Source organism: Aureimonas phyllosphaerae (assembly GCF_047943035.1).
Taxonomy (GTDB): domain Bacteria; phylum Pseudomonadota; class Alphaproteobacteria; order Rhizobiales; family Rhizobiaceae; genus Aureimonas; species Aureimonas phyllosphaerae.
Map to the genome: position 1 here is coordinate 2,118,936 of NZ_CP181348.1, position 18,455 is coordinate 2,137,390.

At 67.5% G+C, this 18,455-nt stretch carries 29 protein-coding genes; 21 read left to right on the plus strand and 8 right to left on the minus strand.

Features of this window, described 5'->3' with window-relative positions; genetic code table 11:
* Nucleotides 1–47: 47 nt before the first annotated feature.
* From ACLNGM_RS09885 to ACLNGM_RS09910, 6 genes are all read right to left on the minus strand, one after another.
* Nucleotides 48–290, minus strand: a complete 243-nt coding sequence (locus ACLNGM_RS09885) for a hypothetical protein (RefSeq protein WP_416358189.1) — start codon at nt 288–290, stop codon at nt 48–50.
* Complete coding sequence (locus ACLNGM_RS09890; protein ID WP_416358190.1) at nt 287–493, minus strand: hypothetical protein; 207 nt, start codon at nt 491–493, stop codon at nt 287–289. The genes ACLNGM_RS09885 and ACLNGM_RS09890 overlap by 4 nt, the downstream gene beginning before the upstream one ends.
* Nucleotides 494–733: 240 nt before the next feature.
* Entirely contained in the window at nt 734–1,165 is a 432-nt protein-coding gene (locus ACLNGM_RS09895) for a helix-turn-helix domain-containing protein (RefSeq protein WP_416358191.1), read from the minus strand.
* On the minus strand, nt 1,162–1,398 hold the full coding sequence (locus ACLNGM_RS09900; RefSeq protein WP_416358192.1) for a hypothetical protein: 237 nt from the start codon (nt 1,396–1,398) through the stop codon (nt 1,162–1,164). Before ACLNGM_RS09900 ends, ACLNGM_RS09895 begins: the two co-directional genes overlap by 4 nt.
* Nucleotides 1,399–1,401: 3 nt before the next feature.
* Nucleotides 1,402–1,872, minus strand: coding sequence for a hypothetical protein (locus tag ACLNGM_RS09905; RefSeq protein ID WP_416358193.1), 471 nt, complete (start codon nt 1,870–1,872; stop codon nt 1,402–1,404).
* A gap of 618 nt (nt 1,873–2,490) precedes the next feature.
* Entirely contained in the window at nt 2,491–3,231 is a 741-nt protein-coding gene (locus ACLNGM_RS09910) for a helix-turn-helix domain-containing protein (RefSeq protein WP_416358194.1), read from the minus strand.
* A 77-nt stretch (nt 3,232–3,308) separates the two neighbouring features.
* Between ACLNGM_RS09910 and ACLNGM_RS09915 the strand changes: the two genes are divergently transcribed.
* From ACLNGM_RS09915 to ACLNGM_RS09965, 11 genes are all read left to right on the plus strand, one after another.
* Nucleotides 3,309–3,545, plus strand: coding sequence for a YdaS family helix-turn-helix protein (locus ACLNGM_RS09915; protein WP_416358195.1), 237 nt, complete (start codon nt 3,309–3,311; stop codon nt 3,543–3,545).
* Nucleotides 3,542–4,147 carry a helix-turn-helix transcriptional regulator gene (locus ACLNGM_RS09920; protein ID WP_416358196.1) on the plus strand — a complete coding sequence of 202 codons (606 nt, stop codon included), beginning with the start codon at nt 3,542–3,544 and terminating at the stop codon, nt 4,145–4,147. The genes ACLNGM_RS09915 and ACLNGM_RS09920 overlap by 4 nt, the downstream gene beginning before the upstream one ends.
* Entirely contained in the window at nt 4,144–4,614 is a 471-nt protein-coding gene (locus tag ACLNGM_RS09925; protein WP_416358197.1) for a hypothetical protein, read from the plus strand. The genes ACLNGM_RS09920 and ACLNGM_RS09925 overlap by 4 nt, the downstream gene beginning before the upstream one ends.
* A gap of 373 nt (nt 4,615–4,987) precedes the next feature.
* Nucleotides 4,988–5,419: a TerB family tellurite resistance protein gene (locus ACLNGM_RS09930; protein ID WP_416358198.1), complete on the plus strand. Its 432-nt coding sequence runs from the start codon at nt 4,988–4,990 to the stop codon at nt 5,417–5,419.
* A gap of 7 nt (nt 5,420–5,426) precedes the next feature.
* Complete coding sequence (locus ACLNGM_RS09935; protein WP_416358199.1) at nt 5,427–5,579, plus strand: hypothetical protein; 153 nt, start codon at nt 5,427–5,429, stop codon at nt 5,577–5,579.
* Nucleotides 5,580–5,592: 13 nt separating this feature from the next.
* Nucleotides 5,593–5,934 carry a hypothetical protein gene (locus ACLNGM_RS09940; protein ID WP_416358200.1) on the plus strand — a complete coding sequence of 114 codons (342 nt, stop codon included), beginning with the start codon at nt 5,593–5,595 and terminating at the stop codon, nt 5,932–5,934.
* Nucleotides 5,935–5,947: 13 nt separating this feature from the next.
* Complete coding sequence (locus ACLNGM_RS09945) at nt 5,948–6,340, plus strand: hypothetical protein (protein WP_416358201.1); 393 nt, start codon at nt 5,948–5,950, stop codon at nt 6,338–6,340.
* Nucleotides 6,337–8,865, plus strand: a complete 2,529-nt coding sequence (locus tag ACLNGM_RS09950) for a DNA methyltransferase (RefSeq protein WP_416358202.1) — start codon at nt 6,337–6,339, stop codon at nt 8,863–8,865. Before ACLNGM_RS09945 ends, ACLNGM_RS09950 begins: the two co-directional genes overlap by 4 nt.
* A complete protein-coding gene (locus ACLNGM_RS09955) occupies nt 8,865–9,026 on the plus strand; it encodes a hypothetical protein (RefSeq protein WP_416358203.1) in 162 nt (53 codons plus the stop codon). Before ACLNGM_RS09950 ends, ACLNGM_RS09955 begins: the two co-directional genes overlap by 1 nt.
* A complete protein-coding gene (locus ACLNGM_RS09960) occupies nt 9,023–9,424 on the plus strand; it encodes a hypothetical protein (RefSeq protein WP_416358204.1) in 402 nt (133 codons plus the stop codon). Before ACLNGM_RS09955 ends, ACLNGM_RS09960 begins: the two co-directional genes overlap by 4 nt.
* Complete coding sequence (locus tag ACLNGM_RS09965; RefSeq protein ID WP_416358205.1) at nt 9,421–10,641, plus strand: phosphoadenosine phosphosulfate reductase family protein; 1,221 nt, start codon at nt 9,421–9,423, stop codon at nt 10,639–10,641. The genes ACLNGM_RS09960 and ACLNGM_RS09965 overlap by 4 nt, the downstream gene beginning before the upstream one ends.
* Before the next feature lie 11 nt (nt 10,642–10,652).
* On the opposite strand, the gene ACLNGM_RS09970 is transcribed toward ACLNGM_RS09965, so the two are convergent.
* On the minus strand, nt 10,653–11,060 hold the full coding sequence (locus tag ACLNGM_RS09970) for a type II toxin-antitoxin system HicB family antitoxin (protein WP_416358206.1): 408 nt from the start codon (nt 11,058–11,060) through the stop codon (nt 10,653–10,655).
* Between the two features lie 45 nt (nt 11,061–11,105).
* Complete coding sequence (locus tag ACLNGM_RS09975) at nt 11,106–11,312, minus strand: type II toxin-antitoxin system HicA family toxin (RefSeq protein WP_416358207.1); 207 nt, start codon at nt 11,310–11,312, stop codon at nt 11,106–11,108.
* Nucleotides 11,313–11,401: 89 nt separating this feature from the next.
* Here ACLNGM_RS09975 and ACLNGM_RS09980 point away from each other — a divergent pair, with 89 nt between their 5' ends.
* The 10 genes from ACLNGM_RS09980 (at nt 11,402) to ACLNGM_RS10025 (ending at nt 18,451) form a co-directional block, all read left to right on the plus strand.
* Nucleotides 11,402–12,499, plus strand: coding sequence for a helix-turn-helix domain-containing protein (locus ACLNGM_RS09980; protein ID WP_416358208.1), 1,098 nt, complete (start codon nt 11,402–11,404; stop codon nt 12,497–12,499).
* Nucleotides 12,477–13,097, plus strand: coding sequence for a hypothetical protein (locus ACLNGM_RS09985; RefSeq protein WP_416358209.1), 621 nt, complete (start codon nt 12,477–12,479; stop codon nt 13,095–13,097). Before ACLNGM_RS09980 ends, ACLNGM_RS09985 begins: the two co-directional genes overlap by 23 nt.
* 39 nt (nt 13,098–13,136) lie before the next feature.
* Entirely contained in the window at nt 13,137–13,673 is a 537-nt protein-coding gene (locus ACLNGM_RS09990; protein ID WP_416358210.1) for a hypothetical protein, read from the plus strand.
* A 214-nt stretch (nt 13,674–13,887) separates the two neighbouring features.
* Nucleotides 13,888–14,493: a hypothetical protein gene (locus tag ACLNGM_RS09995; RefSeq protein ID WP_416358211.1), complete on the plus strand. Its 606-nt coding sequence runs from the start codon at nt 13,888–13,890 to the stop codon at nt 14,491–14,493.
* Nucleotides 14,486–14,680, plus strand: coding sequence for a hypothetical protein (locus ACLNGM_RS10000; RefSeq protein ID WP_090964647.1), 195 nt, complete (start codon nt 14,486–14,488; stop codon nt 14,678–14,680). The genes ACLNGM_RS09995 and ACLNGM_RS10000 overlap by 8 nt, the downstream gene beginning before the upstream one ends.
* Nucleotides 14,681–15,209: 529 nt before the next feature.
* Nucleotides 15,210–15,509, plus strand: coding sequence for a hypothetical protein (locus ACLNGM_RS10005; protein ID WP_416358212.1), 300 nt, complete (start codon nt 15,210–15,212; stop codon nt 15,507–15,509).
* Nucleotides 15,506–15,838, plus strand: a complete 333-nt coding sequence (locus ACLNGM_RS10010) for an HNH endonuclease signature motif containing protein (protein ID WP_416358213.1) — start codon at nt 15,506–15,508, stop codon at nt 15,836–15,838. Before ACLNGM_RS10005 ends, ACLNGM_RS10010 begins: the two co-directional genes overlap by 4 nt.
* Nucleotides 15,835–16,092 carry a hypothetical protein gene (locus ACLNGM_RS10015; RefSeq protein ID WP_416358214.1) on the plus strand — a complete coding sequence of 86 codons (258 nt, stop codon included), beginning with the start codon at nt 15,835–15,837 and terminating at the stop codon, nt 16,090–16,092. Before ACLNGM_RS10010 ends, ACLNGM_RS10015 begins: the two co-directional genes overlap by 4 nt.
* A 126-nt stretch (nt 16,093–16,218) precedes the next feature.
* Nucleotides 16,219–16,650, plus strand: a complete 432-nt coding sequence (locus ACLNGM_RS10020; protein WP_416358215.1) for a P27 family phage terminase small subunit — start codon at nt 16,219–16,221, stop codon at nt 16,648–16,650.
* Nucleotides 16,622–18,451, plus strand: a complete 1,830-nt coding sequence (locus tag ACLNGM_RS10025) for a terminase large subunit (protein ID WP_416358216.1) — start codon at nt 16,622–16,624, stop codon at nt 18,449–18,451. The genes ACLNGM_RS10020 and ACLNGM_RS10025 overlap by 29 nt, the downstream gene beginning before the upstream one ends.
* Nucleotides 18,452–18,455: the final 4 nt, after the last annotated feature.

Consider the following 18,455-nt stretch of genomic DNA (forward strand, 5'->3'; position numbering starts at 1 on the left):
GACGCTGCCGGTGGCGGCGAGCATGATCTGGGGGATGGTGAACTCCCTCATCGCGCGGCCCCGTCGGCTTCGCGCTTGAGGCCAGCAAGGGCTTCCTCGATGGCAAGCGCGGCGCGCAGGCGGAGCTCGGCGGCGTGCCGCTCCTTCCAAGCGCTGTCGGAGTGGGACGTCTTGTTGGCGAGCGCCCTGGCGACGCCGTCGACCTCATCGCGTCGCTTCGCCTGAACGCTGGCGTTGAGGCGGACGCAGCTCTTCACTGCGGCCGCATGGAGATCGTCGAGCGTGATCACGACCGGCCCTCCGAAACCTCGGTGGCCACAACGGCCTCGCGCTGATCGGCCATGGCGAGCGCGAGTTCGGCCTCGGCAGCGATCGTCCTCGCCAGATCCGGCGAGCCATTCCCGAACTCGTAGGAGCGGAGGGCGTGCGCTGCGGACTTCAGGATCCTCCGCAGAGCCTGATTCTCGGCGAGGATTACTTCTCGCTCACGCATGGCAGGGTGTCCTTCGCGGATCGGGAAAGGAGGGTCTGGTCGGCCGCGCGCTCGGACGGCGTGCCGCGGCTGGTACCCCGCGCCTGATGGTCGGCGCAGTAGCTGCGTTCGAGAGGGATGGAGCGGCCGCAGCAAAGCTTGTCGCCAAGCGGCACGTCCTCGCCCCAGAGGGGCCATGCGCATTGGCCGGCGCGCCGATCGAGAAACCGGACGCCGGCCGGATCGGGCTTGCTCAACCGCTTAGTGCGCGTAGGAGAGGGCCGGGTGGCCGTCGCGGGCGACCTCGGCGAGGTCCGCGCGGTTGTTCGGGCTGTCGAGGATCGCCTCGACGATGCGGTCGATCGCGGTGCGCTGGCCGGCCGGCAGTCGATCGACGCGTTGAGCAAGCGCCAAAGCTCGAGCGGACGGCGCGCGAGGCCGGGCGTGCTCGCTCGTCTCGACCGCGGAGACGGCGGCTGCCACCAGCTCGTCGCCGTCGAAGCCGATGAACTCGGCGAGGCGCACGGCCGTCGCGAAGGCGACGCGGTTCGCGCCGCTCTCGTACTTCTGGACCTGCTGATAGGTCACGCCAACGCCCTTGCCGACATCGGCGAGGCTCAGGCGCGCGGCCACGCGGCGCTTCCGCAGTTCCGCACCGACGGCAACGTCCATGGGATCACGTTCAGGTTTCATGCGGCATCTCCGAGGACAAGGTTGATCTCGCGATCGATGTCGTCTCCGGCGAGGAGGCGCTCGATCGCGGCGTTGCAGCGTCGCCACCAGGCGATGGCGACTTCGGTCTTGCCGTGCCGGCGGATCAGGAGGGCGCAGTCCTTCCGCGCTTGAACCCAGTGCTCTAGGGTCAGGTTTTCGTCGCGATCAGGAGTGACCGCGCGGCCGCGCCGCCTGAATGCCGGCTCGAGCATCGGTCAGGCCCGGTGGGCGTGCTTTGCGGCGAGCGCGGCGCGGTCCCTGGCGGAGCCGAGGCGCGGATCGAGGTGGATGTTGCGGATGCGGCGGCGGGCCAGTTCCGCCGTGCCGGCGTCAGCGATCGCGCCGAAGACCTGCTCGACGATCTCCGCCGACGCGTCGTCCGGAACCACATCCGAGATGATCTGACCGCCAGGGAAGCTGGCTTCTACGCGATATCCGCCCTCGACAGCCATGCAGCGGACCGAGGAAGCGGCGGGCCTCGCAGCCACCGGACGGCCGTCGTTGCCGCCGGTGGAGTGGGCCTGGGCGAGGAAGTCGGACGGGGTCTCAGCTTCCTCGAAGCTGCGACGGATATCCTGATCGAAGGCGAGGTCGTCGAACTCCTCCGGCAGCGCCTGGGAAAAGTCTTCGTCCGGCTGGAAAGGCTGGGCGGTCGAGCGGTCGATAGTGCGGCGCGGGGATGCCATGTGCTTCCATCTCCGATGCGGGCGGTGGCTCCGTCCGCTGATGGAAGAAGGCTACTAGCAGTCTTGTTGCCGGTCAACTAGCAAACTAGTAGAAATCTCGTGTGGGTCGCGAACGCGCAAAATCGAGCGCTGATCGGTGCCGTGACCGGGCGTTGCTACGCGGGGGGCTGGAAGGCTTGCAGGCGTCGTAGGGCGCGTACTGGATCCCGCTCCGAGACGCCCCAGCATGCGGGCGGACGCGACAGAGGGGTCACTCCGCCGCACGTTTCATCCCCACAATCCACAGGCGATATTCACACCCTCGACTCTCGACTTCCTGTTGGCGTCTAATAGAACAGAAAGAGAACGGAGGCGGTGGCATGGGCGAGGCTTCAGATCTGAACGGTACGCGCCTCATGTCCGAGCTGAGTTCCGTCGTCGTCTCGTGCCGCGAGTGCGGGCGCACTCGGATGATCTTCCCTAACGATCGCGCGGCGCCACCTGCCGAGCGCCCAGCGAGGGCGTTTCTAACCAGCCTCTTCTGCTCAAGCTGCAGGGATAACGGTCAAGACGGAAAGCAGGTGCTTGCCGCGCCGACTTGGCGCTGCGCCGAGGTGGAGGCCGGCCGCGCTCGCATGGCTAGACTTCTCCAGCCCACACGATCCGGTGCACGGCTATAACCTTCTCGCGCGGAAAGCGCAGAAGGAACCGGCTCTCCGAGTAGGGCTCTGGCTCGGCGACTTCAGGAGGCTGATGCTGCGCCATCACCAGCTCGCGGCTATTCCTCGAGATGAACTGCTTGACGAAGCCGGCGGGCGTGTCGCCTTCGAAATCTCCGGCGAGCTGTACCACCGCGTAGTCTTCCTGCCGGATCGGCAGATGAGGGTTCACAAATACCGCTTCGCCCTCGCGGTACCGAGGCTTCATCGAGTTGCCGTGGACGAAGACACCATAGGCACCCTGGACGCCAATCAGCATCGGCGGGCAGAGCACGTCCATGACGCGGTTGCCGTTCAAGATGAACTTGCCATCGTCGAGGCCACCGCCGGCGACAGCGCCATACATGCCGATGGTCGCGTTCGGAAAGGCAACAGGGATTGGAGGGGACGCGTTGGGTGCCGGTAGTGTCGGAAGGCTTGCTTCAGTCCTACCGATCGACAGAACGGCTGCTGAAACATCGTACTCTGGGTCGATTTCCTCGACAGCGACACCAAGCGCCTTCGCTAAGGATGGAAGGTGCTTGGTCGATAGGTTTCTACCCGACTCGATTTGCGAGATGAGCTGCTGCGACACGCCTGAAAGCTCGGCGAGCTTGGGTTGAGACAGTCGGCGCTCAGCACGGAGACGCTTCAGGTTATCGGAAATCGACATCGACGACATTCTACCAGTCGCCTTGTGACGATCTACACAAGTTTTCTAGTTGCCAGCCGCGCCAACATCTACTAGTTTCCTTGTTCATGAGCTCCTTCCGCCCCCTCGTTCAAGAAGCCGTTCGCCTCGCTGGGTCTCAGCAGAAGCTTGCTGACGCGGCGGGCTGTTCGCAGCAGCAGATCAGCTATCTGCTTCACCAAGCCGATCGCATTTCGGCTGAGATGGCTGTGTCGCTTGAGAAGGCGACCGATGGCCAGATCAGCCGCAATCACTTCCGGCCTGATGTCTTCGGGCCGCCTCCGTCGTCCGAGGCTGCCGCATGAGCACCGCCCCGCAGTCTTGGCGCTCGCGCCTCATGACCCTGCATGGTGCGCTTTTGCGAGGCCGGCGCGCCGAGCGCCTTACCCAACAGCAGCTGGCCGATCTTCTCGGCGTGGATCGCCGCACCGTGCAGCGCTGGGAAGACGGATCCTGTGATCCTTCGAGCCAAGAACTTTTCCGCTGGGCTGACGCTGTCGGTATCGACATCTTCTCGGCCCACCGCGTGGATTGCGACACATCTGCCGCTTCCACGCAGGTGAAGCCGGTCGCGCGCCGTCCTCTGCCGTTCGCCCGCCCCCTGCGTCGGAGCACCGCCTTGTCCACGACCGAACAGGCTCGCGCCTACCACATGCTGGTGGTGGAAGGGCGTCCGCACGCTGCCGTTGCCGCCGCGCTGACCGCCGACCGGCCGCACGGCGCGGCGCGCGTCACCGAGGAGGACGTGCGCGCGCTTTTTCGCGCTGAACGGTCTCTGCATTTTCGCGATGCGTTTCATAATTCGCCCAATCTGCCTGTTGTTGGCGAGAATGCGGCGAACCGACGTAGCGTTCACGGGAAAAGGCCGGGTGCCGTTTCCCCCAGCCGTTCGGGAGCCGGTCGATGATCCTTCCCTTCACCGACCTCGACGAGCGCGCGCTGAAGACGGCGACCGGCGATCTGATCGATGCGGCCGGCGGCGTTACCCGTGCCTCCGAACTTCTCGGCCGGCCAGATGGCGACCGCGTGAAGCCGTATTCGGTCAGCCGCCTGTCGGAATACGCGAACCTTTCGGACATGGAGCGGTCCATGCCGGTGCGCCTCGTATCCCGTCTCGAGATCCGTGTCGGGCTGCCGATCGTGTCGGGTTTCATGGCGGCTCGCCTTCAGCGCGACGGGAGCGTACCGGTCGGCACGCTGTGCCAGACCAGTTCCCGCAATCTGCGAAGGGCGCTGCGCGATCTCGAGGCGGAGGTCGACGAGGCGACGGCCGACGGCAACGTGACGAGCGCCGAGCGCGCGGCGATCCGCGAGGACATCACCCTCGTGGAACTGCAACTCGCGGCCCTCAAGGCCAAAGTCATGCTGCCATGAGGGCGGTTGCGTCTCCCTTCGGCCGGCGCCGCTCGATGGAATCGGCTCTCCGTCGCGTCCAACCAGCGGACGACGTTGTTGAGCTGACGGGCCCGCTCCCGGCACTGCCGAACGACACGCCCGGCGTCGTCTTCACCCACTATCTCGACCGCTCTGCCCAGCTTGCGATCGAGCACGCCACCCGACCGCGCGCCCGCGCGTCGCCTCGGTAGCTGCGCGCGGCGCCCTCCCGCCGCGTGACCGCCGGGCCGCCATCCTCCTCCCAGGCGGCCCGGCACCCCATCCCGGATGAAACCGGGCCCTTCGGCTCGCCCACCTCGCTCCGCACCCCGGCGCGTGAACGGCAGCCCCTTACCCGAAAACGGAGACTGCCATGCTGGCCAGTTTGAAACAGAAGCTCCTCGGCGGCGCCTCGCGCCTCTCCGGGCGCACCGATGCCCTCGAAGCCGTCTGCGCCGCCGCCGCGCTCGTGGCCGCCGCCGATGGCGACATCGCGGAGAAGGAGATCGCGGCGACGCTGAAGGCCATCAAGGCGAACGCGAGCCTCGCCGCCGCCTTCGACGCCCGCACGATCGAGACGGTCGCGCAGCGCATGCTGGATCGCGCCGAGGGCGGCCGGGTCGGGCGCATGGGTCTCTACAAGGAGATCGAGCAGATATCGGCCGATGCCGAGATCGCCGAGCTCGTTCTTCTCGCCGCCGTCGACGTCTCGGAAGCCGACGGCACGATCCAGGAGGCGGAGCGCAAGGTGCTTGAAGAGGTAGCCAAGCGGCTCGGCCTCAGCCTCGCGTCGGTCGGGCTCTGAGCCTGCGATGATCGGCTTTCTGAAAGTCAAGGCGCGGGCGGTGGTTCTCACCGCCGCCGGCGTCCTTCTCGCCCTCCAGATCATCCTCCCCACCACGCTCGACCTCCTGCTCGGCCTGATCCTGCTCGGCCTGGTCTGGGGCGCGACGCGGCTCACCTGAAAGGACAGGCCTCGTGACGCTGAACAATCACGCCCGCACGCCGCTGCATAAGCTGCCGACGGTCATCCTCGGCCAGATCGAGACGATGAGCGCCGCCGGCGAGGCACCGGAAGCGGTCGCTGCCGCGCTCCTGCGCGACCACGGGATCAAGCGTCGGCCGGCGACGGTGCAGTTCTCATCGCCGTTTCAGGAGGGCCGGCGTCGGCTCGCCGAAGCGCAGGCGGTTCGCGAGGCCACGGACGCCGCCGAGCAGTCGGCGCGCACCGCCGCCTGGAAGGCGCGGCACTGGCGGCACCCGGAGCATCCGGGCGTCACCCTCCCGCGCCTCACCATCCTCGCCGGCGCGCCGGCCTGACGGGGAGCGGCGCATGACGATGATTCTCGTCCATCGCCTCGAGCTCGCCGAGCGGGTCGATCTCGCGCTCGACGGGGACATGCTCGACTGGCTGGCCGATCACGTCGGCATGGGCCGCAGCGACATCTGGCTGCGCCATGCGCGCGGCATGGTCGGCGATCTCAGCGGCGCCGAGCGTCTCGTCGATGACCTCTTTCCCGGCGCGTATTGGGCAGTCGGCAAGGCGAAGGATCGCACCGACGCGGCCGAGGCGCATGCGGTCCTCATCCCGGTCGGCGCAGCCTCGCCCATCGTTTCCAGCGCCCGCTGGCCGGCGAACGCCCTGATCGCGGCGACGGTCCGCGCCTACGCGGCTGGCGCACTCAGCGTGCCCTTCGCCGCCAACGACCGCGGGAGGGCTGCATGACCGCGCCCAGCTATGCCGACTTCCTCCGCTCGAAGACGAAGATCGCGCCGCGGCTCGGCTTCGACGTCTCGCATCGCGCCTTCCATCCACGGCTGAAGGACCATCAGCGCGCCATCTGCCAGTGGGCGGTGCGCGGCGGCCGGCGCGCGATCTTCTCGCGTTTCGGTCTCGGCAAGACCGGCATGCAGCTCGAAACCCTGCGCGAGACGCTGGAGCATCTCGACGAGACGGCCGTCGGCCTGATCGTGCTGCCCTACGGCGTGCGTCTGGAGTTCGTGAAGGAAGCCGCGCTGCTCGGCATCGAGGTCCGCTTCATCCGCTCGGCCGCCGAGATCGACCCGTCGGCCTGCCGGATCTACCTGACGAACTACGAGACCGTCCGCGACGGCCGGCTCGACCCGGCGCTGTTCCAAGTCGTCAGCCTCGACGAGGCGAGCGTCCTGCGCTCCTACGGCTCGAAGACCTATCAGACGTTCCTGCAGCTGTTCGACGCCGTGCCGCTGCGCTTCGTCGCGACCGCCACACCCTCGCCGAACCGGCTGAAAGAGCTGATCCACTACGCCGGGTTCCTCGGGGTGATGGACACCGGCCAGGCGCTGACCCGCTTCTTCCAGCGCAACAGCGAGCGCGCCAACGACCTGACGCTCTACCCGCACAAGGAGCGGGAGTTTTGGCTGTGGGTGAACACCTGGGCGGTGTTCCTGCAGAAGCCGTCCGACCTCGGCTTCTCGGACGAAGGCTATGACCTTCCGCCGCTCGACGTGCGCTTTCACGAGATCGCGACCGAGATCTTCGACGGCAGCTTCGAGCGGGACGGGCAGGGGCGCCTGCTGCGCGAAGAGGGCAACGACCTGCAGGCGGCCGCGCGCGAGAAGCGGACGAGCCTCGATCAGCGCATTGCGACGGCGGCCGCGATCGTTGCCGCCGACCCGGCCGACCACTTCATCGTCTGGCACGACCTCGAGGACGAGCGGCGCGCGATCGAGAAGGCGGTACCGGGCGTCCGATCCGTGTTCGGATCGCAGGACCTCGACGAGCGTGAGGGCATCGTCTCCGATTTCGCGGAAGGCCGGCTGCAGCACATCGCGGCCAAGCCGGTGATGCTCGGCTCGGGTGCGAACCTCCAGCACCATTGCCACCGCGCCGTGTTCACCGGGATCAGCCCGAAGTTCAACGACTGGTTCCAGGCGGTACACCGGATCCTGCGCTTCGGCCAATCGCATCCCGTCCGCATCGACATCGTCCACACCGACCAGGAGCGCGGGACGATGCGCATCCTCATGGAGAAATGGACCCAGCACGAGGAGATGATGGAGACCATGAGCGCGATCATTCGCGAGTTCGGCCTCGAGCAGCTGAACATGGCCAGCGAAATGCAGCGGGCCATCGGCATCGAGCGGCAGGAGGCGGCCGGCGACGGCTGGCGCGTGGCGAACAACGACTGCGTCGAGGAGACGAAGGCGATGCCCGACGCCTCGGTCGACCTGATCGTGACCTCGATCCCCTTCGCCAACCACTACGAATACACGCCGAGCTACAACGACTTCGGCCACACCGACGACAACGCGCACTTCTGGGCGCAGATGGACTTCCTGACGCCGGAGCTCTTCCGCGTCCTCGAGCCGGGCCGTATCGCCGCGATCCACGTGAAGGACCGGATCCTGTTCGGCAACGTGACCGGCTTCGGCCGGCCGTCGGTCTCGCCCTTCCACATGGAGGCGGGCTTCCACTTCATGCGGCACGGCTTCGTCTTTTGCGGGATGATCACCGTCGACACCGACGTCGTGTTCGAGAACAACGGCACCTACCGGCTGTCCTATTCGGAGATGCTGAAGGACGGCTCGAAGATGGGCGTCGGCTCGCCCGAATACGTCCTCCTGTTCTTCAAGCCGCAGTCCGACCGCTCGAAGGGCTACGCCGACGTGCGGATCGCCAAGGACCGGGAGGACTATCCGCTCGCCCGCTGGCAGCTCGACGCGCACGCGCACTGGCGCTCCAGCGGCGACCGCTTCCTGACGGTCGAAGACCTGTCGCGGCTGCCGACCGACGTCCTCGCCCGTGTCTTCCCGAAGGAGACGCAGAAGCGCGTCTACGACTATCGCGAGCACGTCCAGGTCGCCGAGGCGCTGGAGAAGCGCGACGCGCTGCCGACAACCTTCATGGCGGTGGCGCCCGGCTCGACCGATCCGGACATCTGGCACGACGTCACCCGCATGCGCACGCTGAACGGCGAGCAGGCGGCCAAGGGGCGCGAGAAGCACATCTGCCCGCTGCAGTTCGACATCGTCGATCGCCTGATCGAGCGGTACTCGATGAAGGGCGAGACGGTCTTCGATCCCTTCGGCGGCCTGTTCACGGTGCCGAACCGCGCCATCCAGCTCGGCCGGCGCGGCGTCGCGGTCGAACTGAACGACGGCTACTACCGCGACGGCCTGCGTCTCCTGCGTGATCAGGAGCGGCGGCTGGCCGTGCCGACGCTGTTCCAGCTGCTGGACGCGGCGATGCCGGCGGAGGCCGCCGAGTGATGGCGGCCCTCCTCACCCTCGTCGCAGCTGCCATCCTCTTCGGAGGCGGATCGAGCCTCGCCTACGACGGCGAGCGTCTCACCGAGCGTGGCGCCGGCGTCGCGATGATGCTGGCCGGCGCGCTCGCGTTCGCGCAGGCCTTCTGGCTGGCCGTGCAATGAGTGTCCGCGTCACCTCTCACGCGATCATCCGCTACCTGACGCGGGTTCGCCTGCTCGACGAGAGCGAAATTCGTCAGGCGGCCGGCGAGGGCGCCTCGGATCATGGCTTGGCGAAGGCCGGCTGCGCGATGCTCAACCAGACGCTCGCCGAGGTCGCTGCCGAAATCCTGCCGCGTCATCTCGAGGCGGCCGTGATCCTCGGCGCGAGCCGCATCCAGCGCGCGGGCTTCGCGCTCGCCTGCCGGGAGGGTTTCGTCACGACGGTCGTCGACGGCGCGAGCCTGTGCCGGCCCGGCTACCACACCGCGCAGGGCTGGCACCCGCGCGCTCAGCGCCGCCGCGAGCGCCGTCCCCGCTTCCTCCTTTCAGAACACATGGCCGAGGGCGAAACCCCATGACCTCGCGCGCCCAGCCTTCGCTCTTCGACGGATCGAAGCGTCTCGTCTACGACGAAGCGGTCGAGCTGACGATCGCCTCGCTCACGGCCTACGGGCCGGCGCATGACCACTGGTGCATCGCATGGTCGGGCGGAAAGGACAGCTCCGCCCTCCTGACCCTCGTCGTTCACCTGATCGACGCCGGCCGGATCTCTGCTCCGCGCTCGCTCACCGTCTTTTACGCCGACACCCGGCAGGAACTGCCGCCGCTCCAGGCGTCCGCTAAAGCGATCATGGCGCAGCTCGCCGCCCGCGGAATCCGCTGCGAAGTGGTGATGGCTCCGATGGACAAGCGCTTCCTCGTCTACATGCTCGGACGCGGGGTGCCGCCGCCGAACAACAACACGTTCCGCTGGTGCACGCGGCAGATCAAGGTCGACCCGATGGCCGCCGCCGTCGAAGCGCGCCTCGACGAGCTCGACGGCAAGATCCTGATGCTGACCGGCGTAAGGCAGGGCGAGAGCGCGGTGCGCGATCAGCGCATCGTCATGTCGTGCGGCAAGGACGGCGCCGAATGCGGGCAGGGGTGGTTTCAGGAGGTCCTGCCGAACGCGAAGGGCGTGCGCGGCCGGATCGCGACCCTCGCCCCCCTTCTGCATTGGCGCGTCTGCAACGTCTGGGACTGGTTGCGCATCTACGCGCCCATGACGGCCTACGGCGGCTGGGCGACTGCCGCGATCGCCGACGCCTACGGCGGCGACGAGGCGGCCGAGATCGCCGCGCGCACAGGCTGCATCGGCTGCCCGCTGGCCAGCCAGGAGTTGGCGCTGGAAACGATCCTGCGCTCGCCGGGCTGGGAGCATCTCGCGCCGCTGCGCGGGCTCAAGCCACTCTACCGCGAGCTGCGCGAGCCGCGCCACCGGCTGAAGAAGACCGGGTTCGGCGAAGCCGGTGAACTGGCGACGGGCAAGAACAAGCAGCGCATGGGGCCGCTCACCTTCGAGGCTCGGCGCATGGCGCTGGCGCGCATCGAAGCAATCCAGGCGATGTGCAACGACGCGGCGGATCGGCGCGGCCGGCCGGGCGTGGACATCCTCAGCATCGAGGAGGCCACGCGCATCCGCGTACTGATCTCCGCCGGCACTTGGCCGAACGGCTGGGACGGCGACGAGCCGACAGCCGACACCCCGCTCGATAGCGTTTTCAGGGACGGCTCGGTTCAGCCGCTGATGTTGTGACAGCCGGCCGACTACGCCTCTTCGGCCAGGCGCCTGCGAGCCGCAGCCGCGAGAAAGCCAGAGCGCGATTCTCCGAACGACTGCGCGCGTGCGTCGATGCGGTCCATCAGGCGCTCGTCCATGGAGATGTTGTAGCGCTTCGCACGGCCGGGCATCTCGACGTCCACCATCGCGACGACGACCGCGCCGGCGAAGTCTTCGTGGAACTCGTGATCGGCGCGAAGGTCCTCGACGCTGCGCAGCGTCGGCAGATCGATGCCAGCCGCTACCATGGTCTCGACGTGGCCGGCCAGCGCCGCCTCGGCGCGCTCCAGCGCCTCGTCGATCGTCGTGCCGCTGCTGGTCGCGCCGGGGAGGTCAGGGAAGCTGACGCCATAGGCGCCCGGCTTGCCGTGGATGATGGCGACGATCTTGCTCATGGTCCTGTCCTTCTCGTTCTTTTCTGGGGTGGCCGGGGGCCGGGACTACCAGTCCCAGCCCGCCGCCCTGTAGATCGACCGGAGCGTGCCCACCGGTATCTCTCGGGCCCCGGTGTCCACCGTCACCACCGCCCGCATGCCGGGCTTGGTGAAGTTCCGGTGGTCGCCCTTTCCCGGTCGGGCGGTCCATCCGTCGGCTTCCAGCCTCTTGATGATCTCCCTTGGGGTTTCAGGCGTTCGCTTGGGGCTCATGTCCGTCTCCGTTTGTTGTGTAATAAATACACACGATTTGCGCAAACGTCAAGTGGTATTGCGCAAAATGTGTGTATTGCGGAGCCGCGATGACGAAGCGCGTCGGCCCCCGCTACGCTATTCTGCCGGCTGATGCAGTGACCGATCCCGCGCTGTCGGGACCGGACTTGAAGGTGCTCGCGCTGCTGGGCCGGCACATCGACAAGAAGGGCTGGTGCACGCGGGCGCAGAAGCGCATGGCGGACGAGCTGTCGATCGCGCGCGGCACGCTGCAGCGCTCGCTCGGCCGGCTCGTAGACGCGGGCTATGTCGAAGTGGAGCAGGTGCAGCGTCGCGACGGCGGACAAGCTGCCAACCGCTATCGCGTGATCCTCGACGACCAGGCGCGAGCGGACCAGCTCGACCTCTTCTCCTTCGTGACCGATGCCGTTCGGGACGAGGGCGAGGGCACCCCCTGCCTCACAGATGAGGCACCCCTGCCTCACCTAGAGAGGGCACCCCCTGCCTCACCCAGGCGAGGCACCCATAAGGAACGACCCCTCTACAGAACGTCCCCTTCTGAAGAGGCTGCGCTGCCGAGCGCACGAGTGCCCGCGAACGATGAGCCGATGCTCGCCCCCCTGCCGGATGCCGTTCCGGCTCGGAAGGCGAACCCGGCCCGTCCGACCCTCGACGACTTCGCAGCCGGTGCCGTCCGGATGCGCAGGCCGAGCCTCGAAGCGCAGGGGGCGGATGCCGTTCCTCCCGACGCGCCCGGTGACGCCGCCGAGCGCGACCGCATCCGCTTCGCCGACCTGCGCGGCCGGTTGCAGGCCGCGACGGCCGGCCGGGTCGACGTGACCGCCTTCCTCGTGCTGGCCGAGCCCTTCGGCTGGATCGCGGCCGGGTGCGACCTCGAGGCTGACATCCTGCCGACCGTGGAGGGGCTTTGCGCCCGCCAGCGCGGCGGCGTCATCCGCTCTTGGTCCTATTTCGCCGCAGCCGTCGCCGAGGCGCGCGACCGCCGACAGGCCGCCATCAACCGTCCGCCCAAGCCGGCGGCCGGCACCATCGTCCCCTTCGAACCGAATGGAGCATCCCATGACAAACCTGCCCACGGTACGGCCGGCCGGCGCCCCGGTCGCTTCGCTGCCATTGCCGAGCTCCGACGCCGCCAACTCGCTGGTGACGACCCTGGAGGCGCGTAGGGTCAGGCTCGGGCCGGGCCTCTACCGCTGGCCGGCCGGCGGGGCGCTGACGGCAGTCGAGCGCCGCACGGTCCTCGGCGAGCTGGCGGACCTACGCGGTCTCCTGCGCACCACCGTGCCGGGCGACGGTGGTATGATCGTCGAGGAGGTCGCCGACCAGATCTGTGCCTCGTTCGCCAAGAAGGAGGGGGGCAACGACGATGCGGTCTACGACGGCTTCCTGATCGCGCTGCCCGGCCGATCCTGCGCAGCCGTGCGCGAGGCGGTGCGTCGACTGATCCGCTCGGAGGCCCCGAAGAAGTATTCCCGCAAGTGGCGGCCGGAGCCGGCGGAACTGGCCGAACTCACCCAGGCGATCGAGACCGAATGGACGGTGGCCGAGCAGCGGCTGCTCCGCCTGCTTGAACTGGAGGAGGAGGCTCGGGTCGAACCGGAGCCCCAGCCTTCGGCCGAGGAGATGGCTGCGGTGCGCGAGAGGGTCAAACGGTTGACGGCCGGCGTGGCAAAACGGCGGTTCGTGAGGAAGCCGGCGGACGATCCGCAGGCGAGGGCGCGCGAAACCATAGCCGAGGTAGAGGCCGGCTCGCAGGCGACATGAACCATTGCCCGACTCGCTCTGGGTGTGTTCAGTCGTGGCATGTCACAGCCCGCCCCCTATGAGCTCGCCTATCCCCTTCGCCTACGCTGGACGAAGCGGCAGGACGAGCGTGGGCAGACGACGTGGCGCGCGTTCGACGGTCCATGGACGATCGGCTATGTCGCGGACCTCTCCGGCACCTTCCCGGCCGGCACCCGGACGTTCACGTGGCAGATCCAGATGCTGTCCTCGCGCCAGTTCCGCGGCAGCATCCAAGGCCGGGAGTGGACGAGCCGGGAGGCCGCCGAGAACCTCGAAGAGACGTTCTTCCGTCTGCTGCCCGAAGCGCACAGCTTCGAAGGCAGCCTGGAGGACGCAATCGCCTATGCCGAGTGGCTCGGCGTCCCCATCCCCGTCGCGACCGACTGGATGCGCCGCCGCCATATCCTCGGCGAGAATCCGTTGCCCGTCGCGCCGCTCAGAGGCGCGCTGACCGTCTGGGGCGAAGAGGAGCGCCGGCGGGGTCGGACGGGATCGCTCTCACCCAGCCTCATGACGCAGACCTACGGTGCGGAATGGCGCGCCAAGCTCTGCTGAACGGAACCCTATTCTGCCTGCCTGGAGGCGATGCTCTCCTAGGAGATCGAACCGTGAACGGATTTGCGCAAAAGCGTTCGGTCGGGCATATCTGACGTGCAACATACAACGGCCGGCTCCAGTGCCGAGGAGCAAGGCCAGCATGCCCGACTTTTCCCACCCTTCGACCGGGGATCAGACCGCCGCTCCTGAGCAGGAGACGGCGATCTCGCGCTTGACCGGCGCTGGCGTTCGCATCGCCACGGGCAGCTTTGCCAAGTCGCCAGTCACGCACTACCGGCCGCGCCTGGCGCAACCTGTCCAGTTCACCAACCTTGGCGTCGACGTTCGCATGGCGGAGGTCGACAACCCCTACTATTCCCGCGCCCATAAGGATGAGGCGGAGGATCCGACAAACCCGCGGAAGATCGCGGCAGCTCGGAACTCGAACGAGAGCCCGCTTGTCCGCCTTGAAATGATCGGCTCGCTGGACCCGCGACAAGCTCGCGCCGGACACCTCTTCCGACAGGTCTACGAGCGGATGATGGCCGGTCAGGCTTCCCCCTCGTTTATTCAGGAGCGGGTCGACGGCGGATCGGCGCCGGATGCCTTTACCGAAGGGCGGGCCCGTGCCTCGCGGCAGCTGCGCATTATCTCAGAGGCCATGACGGAAGCGGACTATAACGTCGTACGCTTCGTGTGTGGAGAAGGACGCTCACTGCGTGAGCTCGATCGCGTGCTCGAAGTTCGGAAGGGGACGTCCAAGGGCCGATTGCTCGCGGCGCTCGATAGGCTGGCCGATGTCCTCGGCCTCGGAAAGCCGAAGCAGCGCGATGGCTGAACCGACCGCTCCCTTTCGCCGTCAAGCCGACACCCTCGACGACCTGGCGCGCCGGGTCGATCGCCTGAGCGTCTCGCGACATGATCCTGAGGCGTTCTTCGAAGAGCGGTCCGAGATCGTTGCGGCCCTCCGGAAAGAGGCGGGGAAACTGCGGACGAGCGATCGAAAAGAAGCGCGAACTGGCTAGAATCGCCTCGCGCAGATGCCGATTTGACATCGGGGGTCGCTAAGGGCATAGATTGTCCATGGTCGGAAGCTGCGTCGAGAACGCGCCTCCGGCCTTTTTCGTATCCGTTTGATGGTTTGCGGCGCGCCGACGCGTCGCCTTCGAGCTTGCCGCCGGGATGGTCCCGCGGCGAGACGCCCGGCCGGTGCATGTTGCAGCGGGAGAGGCGAACCCGGCACGGTTCTGCCTCTCCCAACATGCGACCGGGTATGAGGCGTCAACGCGCAACGCGAATTTCAGTTTCCCCCGCCCGGTTCCGCCGGGCTAGTTCCCCAACACTTTCCGGTTCCTCCTGGGTGGCGAACGCGAGGAGCCGGCGCGCACGCCGCGCCTACAGGCGGGTAGAAGCGCGACAATCGGCCCTGCAACGCCGGCGTGGTGGCAGGGGACGCGCCGGAAGCTCGGGAGAGCGGTCAGTCCTTGCCCTCGCGGTCCAAGGAGGCACGGGGACACGCGGGCGGAGGGACAGCCGGCATTGATGGAGCGCAGCATGAGACCCTCGTGGCGTCGACGCATCGAGACGCCCTTGGCGCGTGTGCGTCGCATCATCTCCGAACGCGCTGCGTCACTCGCAGCTGCGGCCCTTTTAGCGCGCATCGAGGTCGCTGACGGCGACATCCTGACCCTGACGATGGGTAATAGCCTGAGGCGAGTGGACGAGATCCGTATGCAGCTCGCGCTGCGCAAGCGTCTCGACGACCGCGGCTTCTACCGCGCGTCGGTCGTGCTGCTCGACGCGGACATGGTTCTGCGCGTCGAGCGGATCGGTTTAAGGCCGAGCGCGGAATGATGGTACGGGACCGCCGCGGCTCGTCCGCCGAGCGTGGCTATGGCTCGCGCTGGCAGAAGGCACGAGCACTCTTCCTGGTCGAGCACCCACTTTGCTGCCGATGCCACGAACGTGGCGTCGTCGAGCCTGCGACAGTGGTCGATCACATCGAGCCCCACAAGGGCGATCAGAAGCTGTTCTGGGATCGCGGGAATTGGCAGCCGCTGTGCAAGCCGCACCACGACCAGGACAAGCAGGCGGAGGAGCGTCGAGGCTATCGCGCCGGCAGCGACGTGGACGGACGCCCGCTCGATCCGAACCATCCATGGCGCCGCGGAGCCCCGACATGATCTCGAAGCGCATCGAAGGCGAGACGCGCTGCATCGGGCGAAGCCAAGGCTACCTCGGCCTGTCGATCCGTGACGTGACGATCGACTGTGCCGTCAACGGGCCCGAGACGCCCGCGATGATCACCGCTTGGGAGCCGACGCCGGCCGAGCTGGCGCGCCTCAACGCGGGCGCCTCGGTCCACCTGAGGATCCTGGGCACGGGCCATCCGCCCGTCATGCTCGAGGTCGGGCCGACGCCCAACGAGGCCGCCTGACCCCCGCAGGGGGAGGGGTGGGTCGGATCTCTAGGGCCTTGGGGGGCTAGACCCGTGGGGCAGCTTCCTTCGCACTAACCGAAAAAAACCGAAAGGGGGTTTCGCCATCCCCGTAGGGGATGACCCATGACGTTGACGACGATCGACGGCGGCGACGGCGTTCCGCCCGAGCCGGACTGGCAGCAACTTTACGTCGACGTGCTCGACATCGCCTTGGCGAACGAGCAGTGGGGCAAGGTGCTGCGCGAGATGCAGGACATGGGCACGCTCTCGATGGCGAACGGTCACATGATTGAGCGCCTCGTCCTCTACCGCGTCCAGTTCGAGCGTGCGTCGCGACAGGTCGCCGAAGATGGTCCGATCGTAAAAGCGAAGCGGACCGGCGTTCCCCAGATCCACCCCTGCTGGACCGTCATGCGGCAGGCCGGTGAAGAAATCCGCATCCTCGAGGTCGAGCTTGGCATTCCGCCGACGCGCCGCGGCAAGACGACGAAGGTCGTGAAGCACAAGAAGGTCGAACGGGCGCGCGATGCCTTCCTCAAGCCGGTGGCCAAATGACCCGACCTCGGCATGGGCGCAGGACGTCGTCGACGGTGACATCGTTGCCGGCGAGCTCGTCCGCCTAGCAGCCGAGCGGCATCTTCGCGACATCCGCGACGGCGCCGCACGCGGCCTCTACTGGCGGCCTGAGAAGGCGGCGCGGGCGCTGGCGTTCTTTCCGGCCGTGCTCTCCATCACCGAGGGCGCCAAGGCGGGAAAGCCCTTCCATCCGCTGCCCTGGCACACCTTTGCGATCGGCTCGCTGTTCGGCTGGCGCACCGCGTCGGATCGCATGCGCTGGCGATCGGCCTGGATGGAGACCGGCAAGGGGCAGGCGAAGTCGCCGCTTATGGCCGGCGTCGGGCTCTACATGATGGGCTGGTACGGCGTGCCGCGCGCGAAGGTCTTCGCGATCGGGCAGGACCGGAACACCGCGAACGTCCTCTTCAAGGATGCCGCCGCCATGTGCCGCGCCCCGATCCCGGTCGAGGACGGCGAAGAGGTCGATGACGGCGACACGTTGGAAGCCAACGGCGACGTCATCATTCGCGGCGAGGGCGACAACGCCTGGAAGATCGAGCACCCGGAAACGGGCTCGCTGTTTCAGGCGCTCGCGAACGGCGACGCGCCGTCGGGCCCGAAGCCGACGCTGGTTTGCGCCGACGAAATCCACGAGTTCAAGTCGAACGTGAGCCTGGAGATCTGGCGCGCCGCCATCGCGAAGATGCCGGGCGACGCGCTGATGATGCTCGGCACAAACACGCCGGCGTCCACCCAGTTCGTCGGCACCGACTACAGCGAGCTTTACCAGAAGGTGGCGCGCGGCGAGATCCGCGACGACGAAGCCTTCTCGTTCATCGCCCGCGTGGACAAAGCCGACCGCGAAACCGTCTTCGACAACGAGGCGTGCTGGCAGAAGGCTCTGCCGGCGCTTGGGATCACCTTCCCGATCGAGAACATCCGCGGCCAGGTCAACACGGCCCGGCAGATGCTTTCGACGGCCCTCTTCGTGAAGCGCCTGTACTTCGGCATCCCGATCGGCGCGTCCGAGTTCTGGATCGCCGAGGAGGCATGGAACGCGGTCCAAGGCGAGGTCGACCCGGAGACGCTGAAGGGCTGCAAGTGCTGGCTCTCGCTCGACCTGTCGCAGAAAAACGATCTGACCGCGCTCACGGCCGTCTGGCTGGGACCGGACGGCCGGCTCTACGTGAAGACCTGGTACTGGACGACGAAGGATGGCTTGGCCGACCGGGTGCGTAAGGATCAGGCGCCCTACGACCTTTGGGTCGAGCAGAAGTATCTGACGGCCGTCGACGGAGCGGTGATCGACAAGACGTTCGTCGCAGCCGAGGTGGCGCGCCTCTGCGCCGAGCACGACGTCGAGTTCATGGCATTCGATTCCGCCGGCATGGGGGACTTCGAGGCGGCCTGCGAACACATCGGCTTCGCGACCTGGCGCTTCAAGGGGCCGGACGAGCCTGAGGGAACGGGGCTCAAGCTCGTGGCGCACGGGCAGGGTGTCAGGGTGATTTTCGAGGATAAGGCGCTGTCGATGCCGCGATCGATCGAGCGCCTCGAGGACCGCATCCTGAAGAAGGGCGTCGTGATCGACCGCTCGCCGGTGACCTACTCGTGCGCCGCGAATGCGTTCGTCACGTCGGACGGCATGAAGAACCGGGCCTTCGACAAGAAACGCTCGCGCGGGCGCATCGACGGAATGGTGACCATCGCCATGGCGGTCGGCGCGGCCCGAAACGAACTGAAACCCGGCGGCCGCTCCTTCTGGGAGACCGCCGATCTCGACGAACTGCTCGGCTGAAGGG

Coding starts and splice junctions, on each gene's coding strand:
- ACLNGM_RS09890 (WP_416358190.1), bottom strand. CDS start 493: ATGCGTGAGCGAGAAGTAATCCTCGCCGAGAATCAGGCTCTGCGGAGG.
- ACLNGM_RS09895 (WP_416358191.1), bottom strand. CDS start 1,165: ATGAAACCTGAACGTGATCCCATGGACGTTGCCGTCGGTGCGGAACTG.
- ACLNGM_RS09900 (WP_416358192.1), bottom strand. CDS start 1,398: ATGCTCGAGCCGGCATTCAGGCGGCGCGGCCGCGCGGTCACTCCTGAT.
- ACLNGM_RS09905 (WP_416358193.1), bottom strand. CDS start 1,872: ATGGCATCCCCGCGCCGCACTATCGACCGCTCGACCGCCCAGCCTTTC.
- ACLNGM_RS09910 (WP_416358194.1), bottom strand. CDS start 3,231: ATGTCGTCGATGTCGATTTCCGATAACCTGAAGCGTCTCCGTGCTGAG.
- ACLNGM_RS09915 (WP_416358195.1), top strand. CDS start 3,309: ATGAGCTCCTTCCGCCCCCTCGTTCAAGAAGCCGTTCGCCTCGCTGGG.
- ACLNGM_RS09920 (WP_416358196.1), top strand. CDS start 3,542: ATGAGCACCGCCCCGCAGTCTTGGCGCTCGCGCCTCATGACCCTGCAT.
- ACLNGM_RS09925 (WP_416358197.1), top strand. CDS start 4,144: ATGATCCTTCCCTTCACCGACCTCGACGAGCGCGCGCTGAAGACGGCG.
- ACLNGM_RS09930 (WP_416358198.1), top strand. CDS start 4,988: ATGCTGGCCAGTTTGAAACAGAAGCTCCTCGGCGGCGCCTCGCGCCTC.
- ACLNGM_RS09935 (WP_416358199.1), top strand. CDS start 5,427: ATGATCGGCTTTCTGAAAGTCAAGGCGCGGGCGGTGGTTCTCACCGCC.
- ACLNGM_RS09945 (WP_416358201.1), top strand. CDS start 5,948: ATGACGATGATTCTCGTCCATCGCCTCGAGCTCGCCGAGCGGGTCGAT.
- ACLNGM_RS09950 (WP_416358202.1), top strand. CDS start 6,337: ATGACCGCGCCCAGCTATGCCGACTTCCTCCGCTCGAAGACGAAGATC.
- ACLNGM_RS09955 (WP_416358203.1), top strand. CDS start 8,865: ATGGCGGCCCTCCTCACCCTCGTCGCAGCTGCCATCCTCTTCGGAGGC.
- ACLNGM_RS09960 (WP_416358204.1), top strand. CDS start 9,023: ATGAGTGTCCGCGTCACCTCTCACGCGATCATCCGCTACCTGACGCGG.
- ACLNGM_RS09965 (WP_416358205.1), top strand. CDS start 9,421: ATGACCTCGCGCGCCCAGCCTTCGCTCTTCGACGGATCGAAGCGTCTC.
- ACLNGM_RS09970 (WP_416358206.1), bottom strand. CDS start 11,060: ATGAGCAAGATCGTCGCCATCATCCACGGCAAGCCGGGCGCCTATGGC.
- ACLNGM_RS09975 (WP_416358207.1), bottom strand. CDS start 11,312: ATGAGCCCCAAGCGAACGCCTGAAACCCCAAGGGAGATCATCAAGAGG.
- ACLNGM_RS09980 (WP_416358208.1), top strand. CDS start 11,402: ATGACGAAGCGCGTCGGCCCCCGCTACGCTATTCTGCCGGCTGATGCA.
- ACLNGM_RS09990 (WP_416358210.1), top strand. CDS start 13,137: ATGTCACAGCCCGCCCCCTATGAGCTCGCCTATCCCCTTCGCCTACGC.
- ACLNGM_RS10000 (WP_090964647.1), top strand. CDS start 14,486: ATGGCTGAACCGACCGCTCCCTTTCGCCGTCAAGCCGACACCCTCGAC.
- ACLNGM_RS10005 (WP_416358212.1), top strand. CDS start 15,210: ATGAGACCCTCGTGGCGTCGACGCATCGAGACGCCCTTGGCGCGTGTG.
- ACLNGM_RS10010 (WP_416358213.1), top strand. CDS start 15,506: ATGATGGTACGGGACCGCCGCGGCTCGTCCGCCGAGCGTGGCTATGGC.
- ACLNGM_RS10015 (WP_416358214.1), top strand. CDS start 15,835: ATGATCTCGAAGCGCATCGAAGGCGAGACGCGCTGCATCGGGCGAAGC.
- ACLNGM_RS10020 (WP_416358215.1), top strand. CDS start 16,219: ATGACGTTGACGACGATCGACGGCGGCGACGGCGTTCCGCCCGAGCCG.
- ACLNGM_RS10025 (WP_416358216.1), top strand. CDS start 16,622: ATGCCTTCCTCAAGCCGGTGGCCAAATGACCCGACCTCGGCATGGGCG.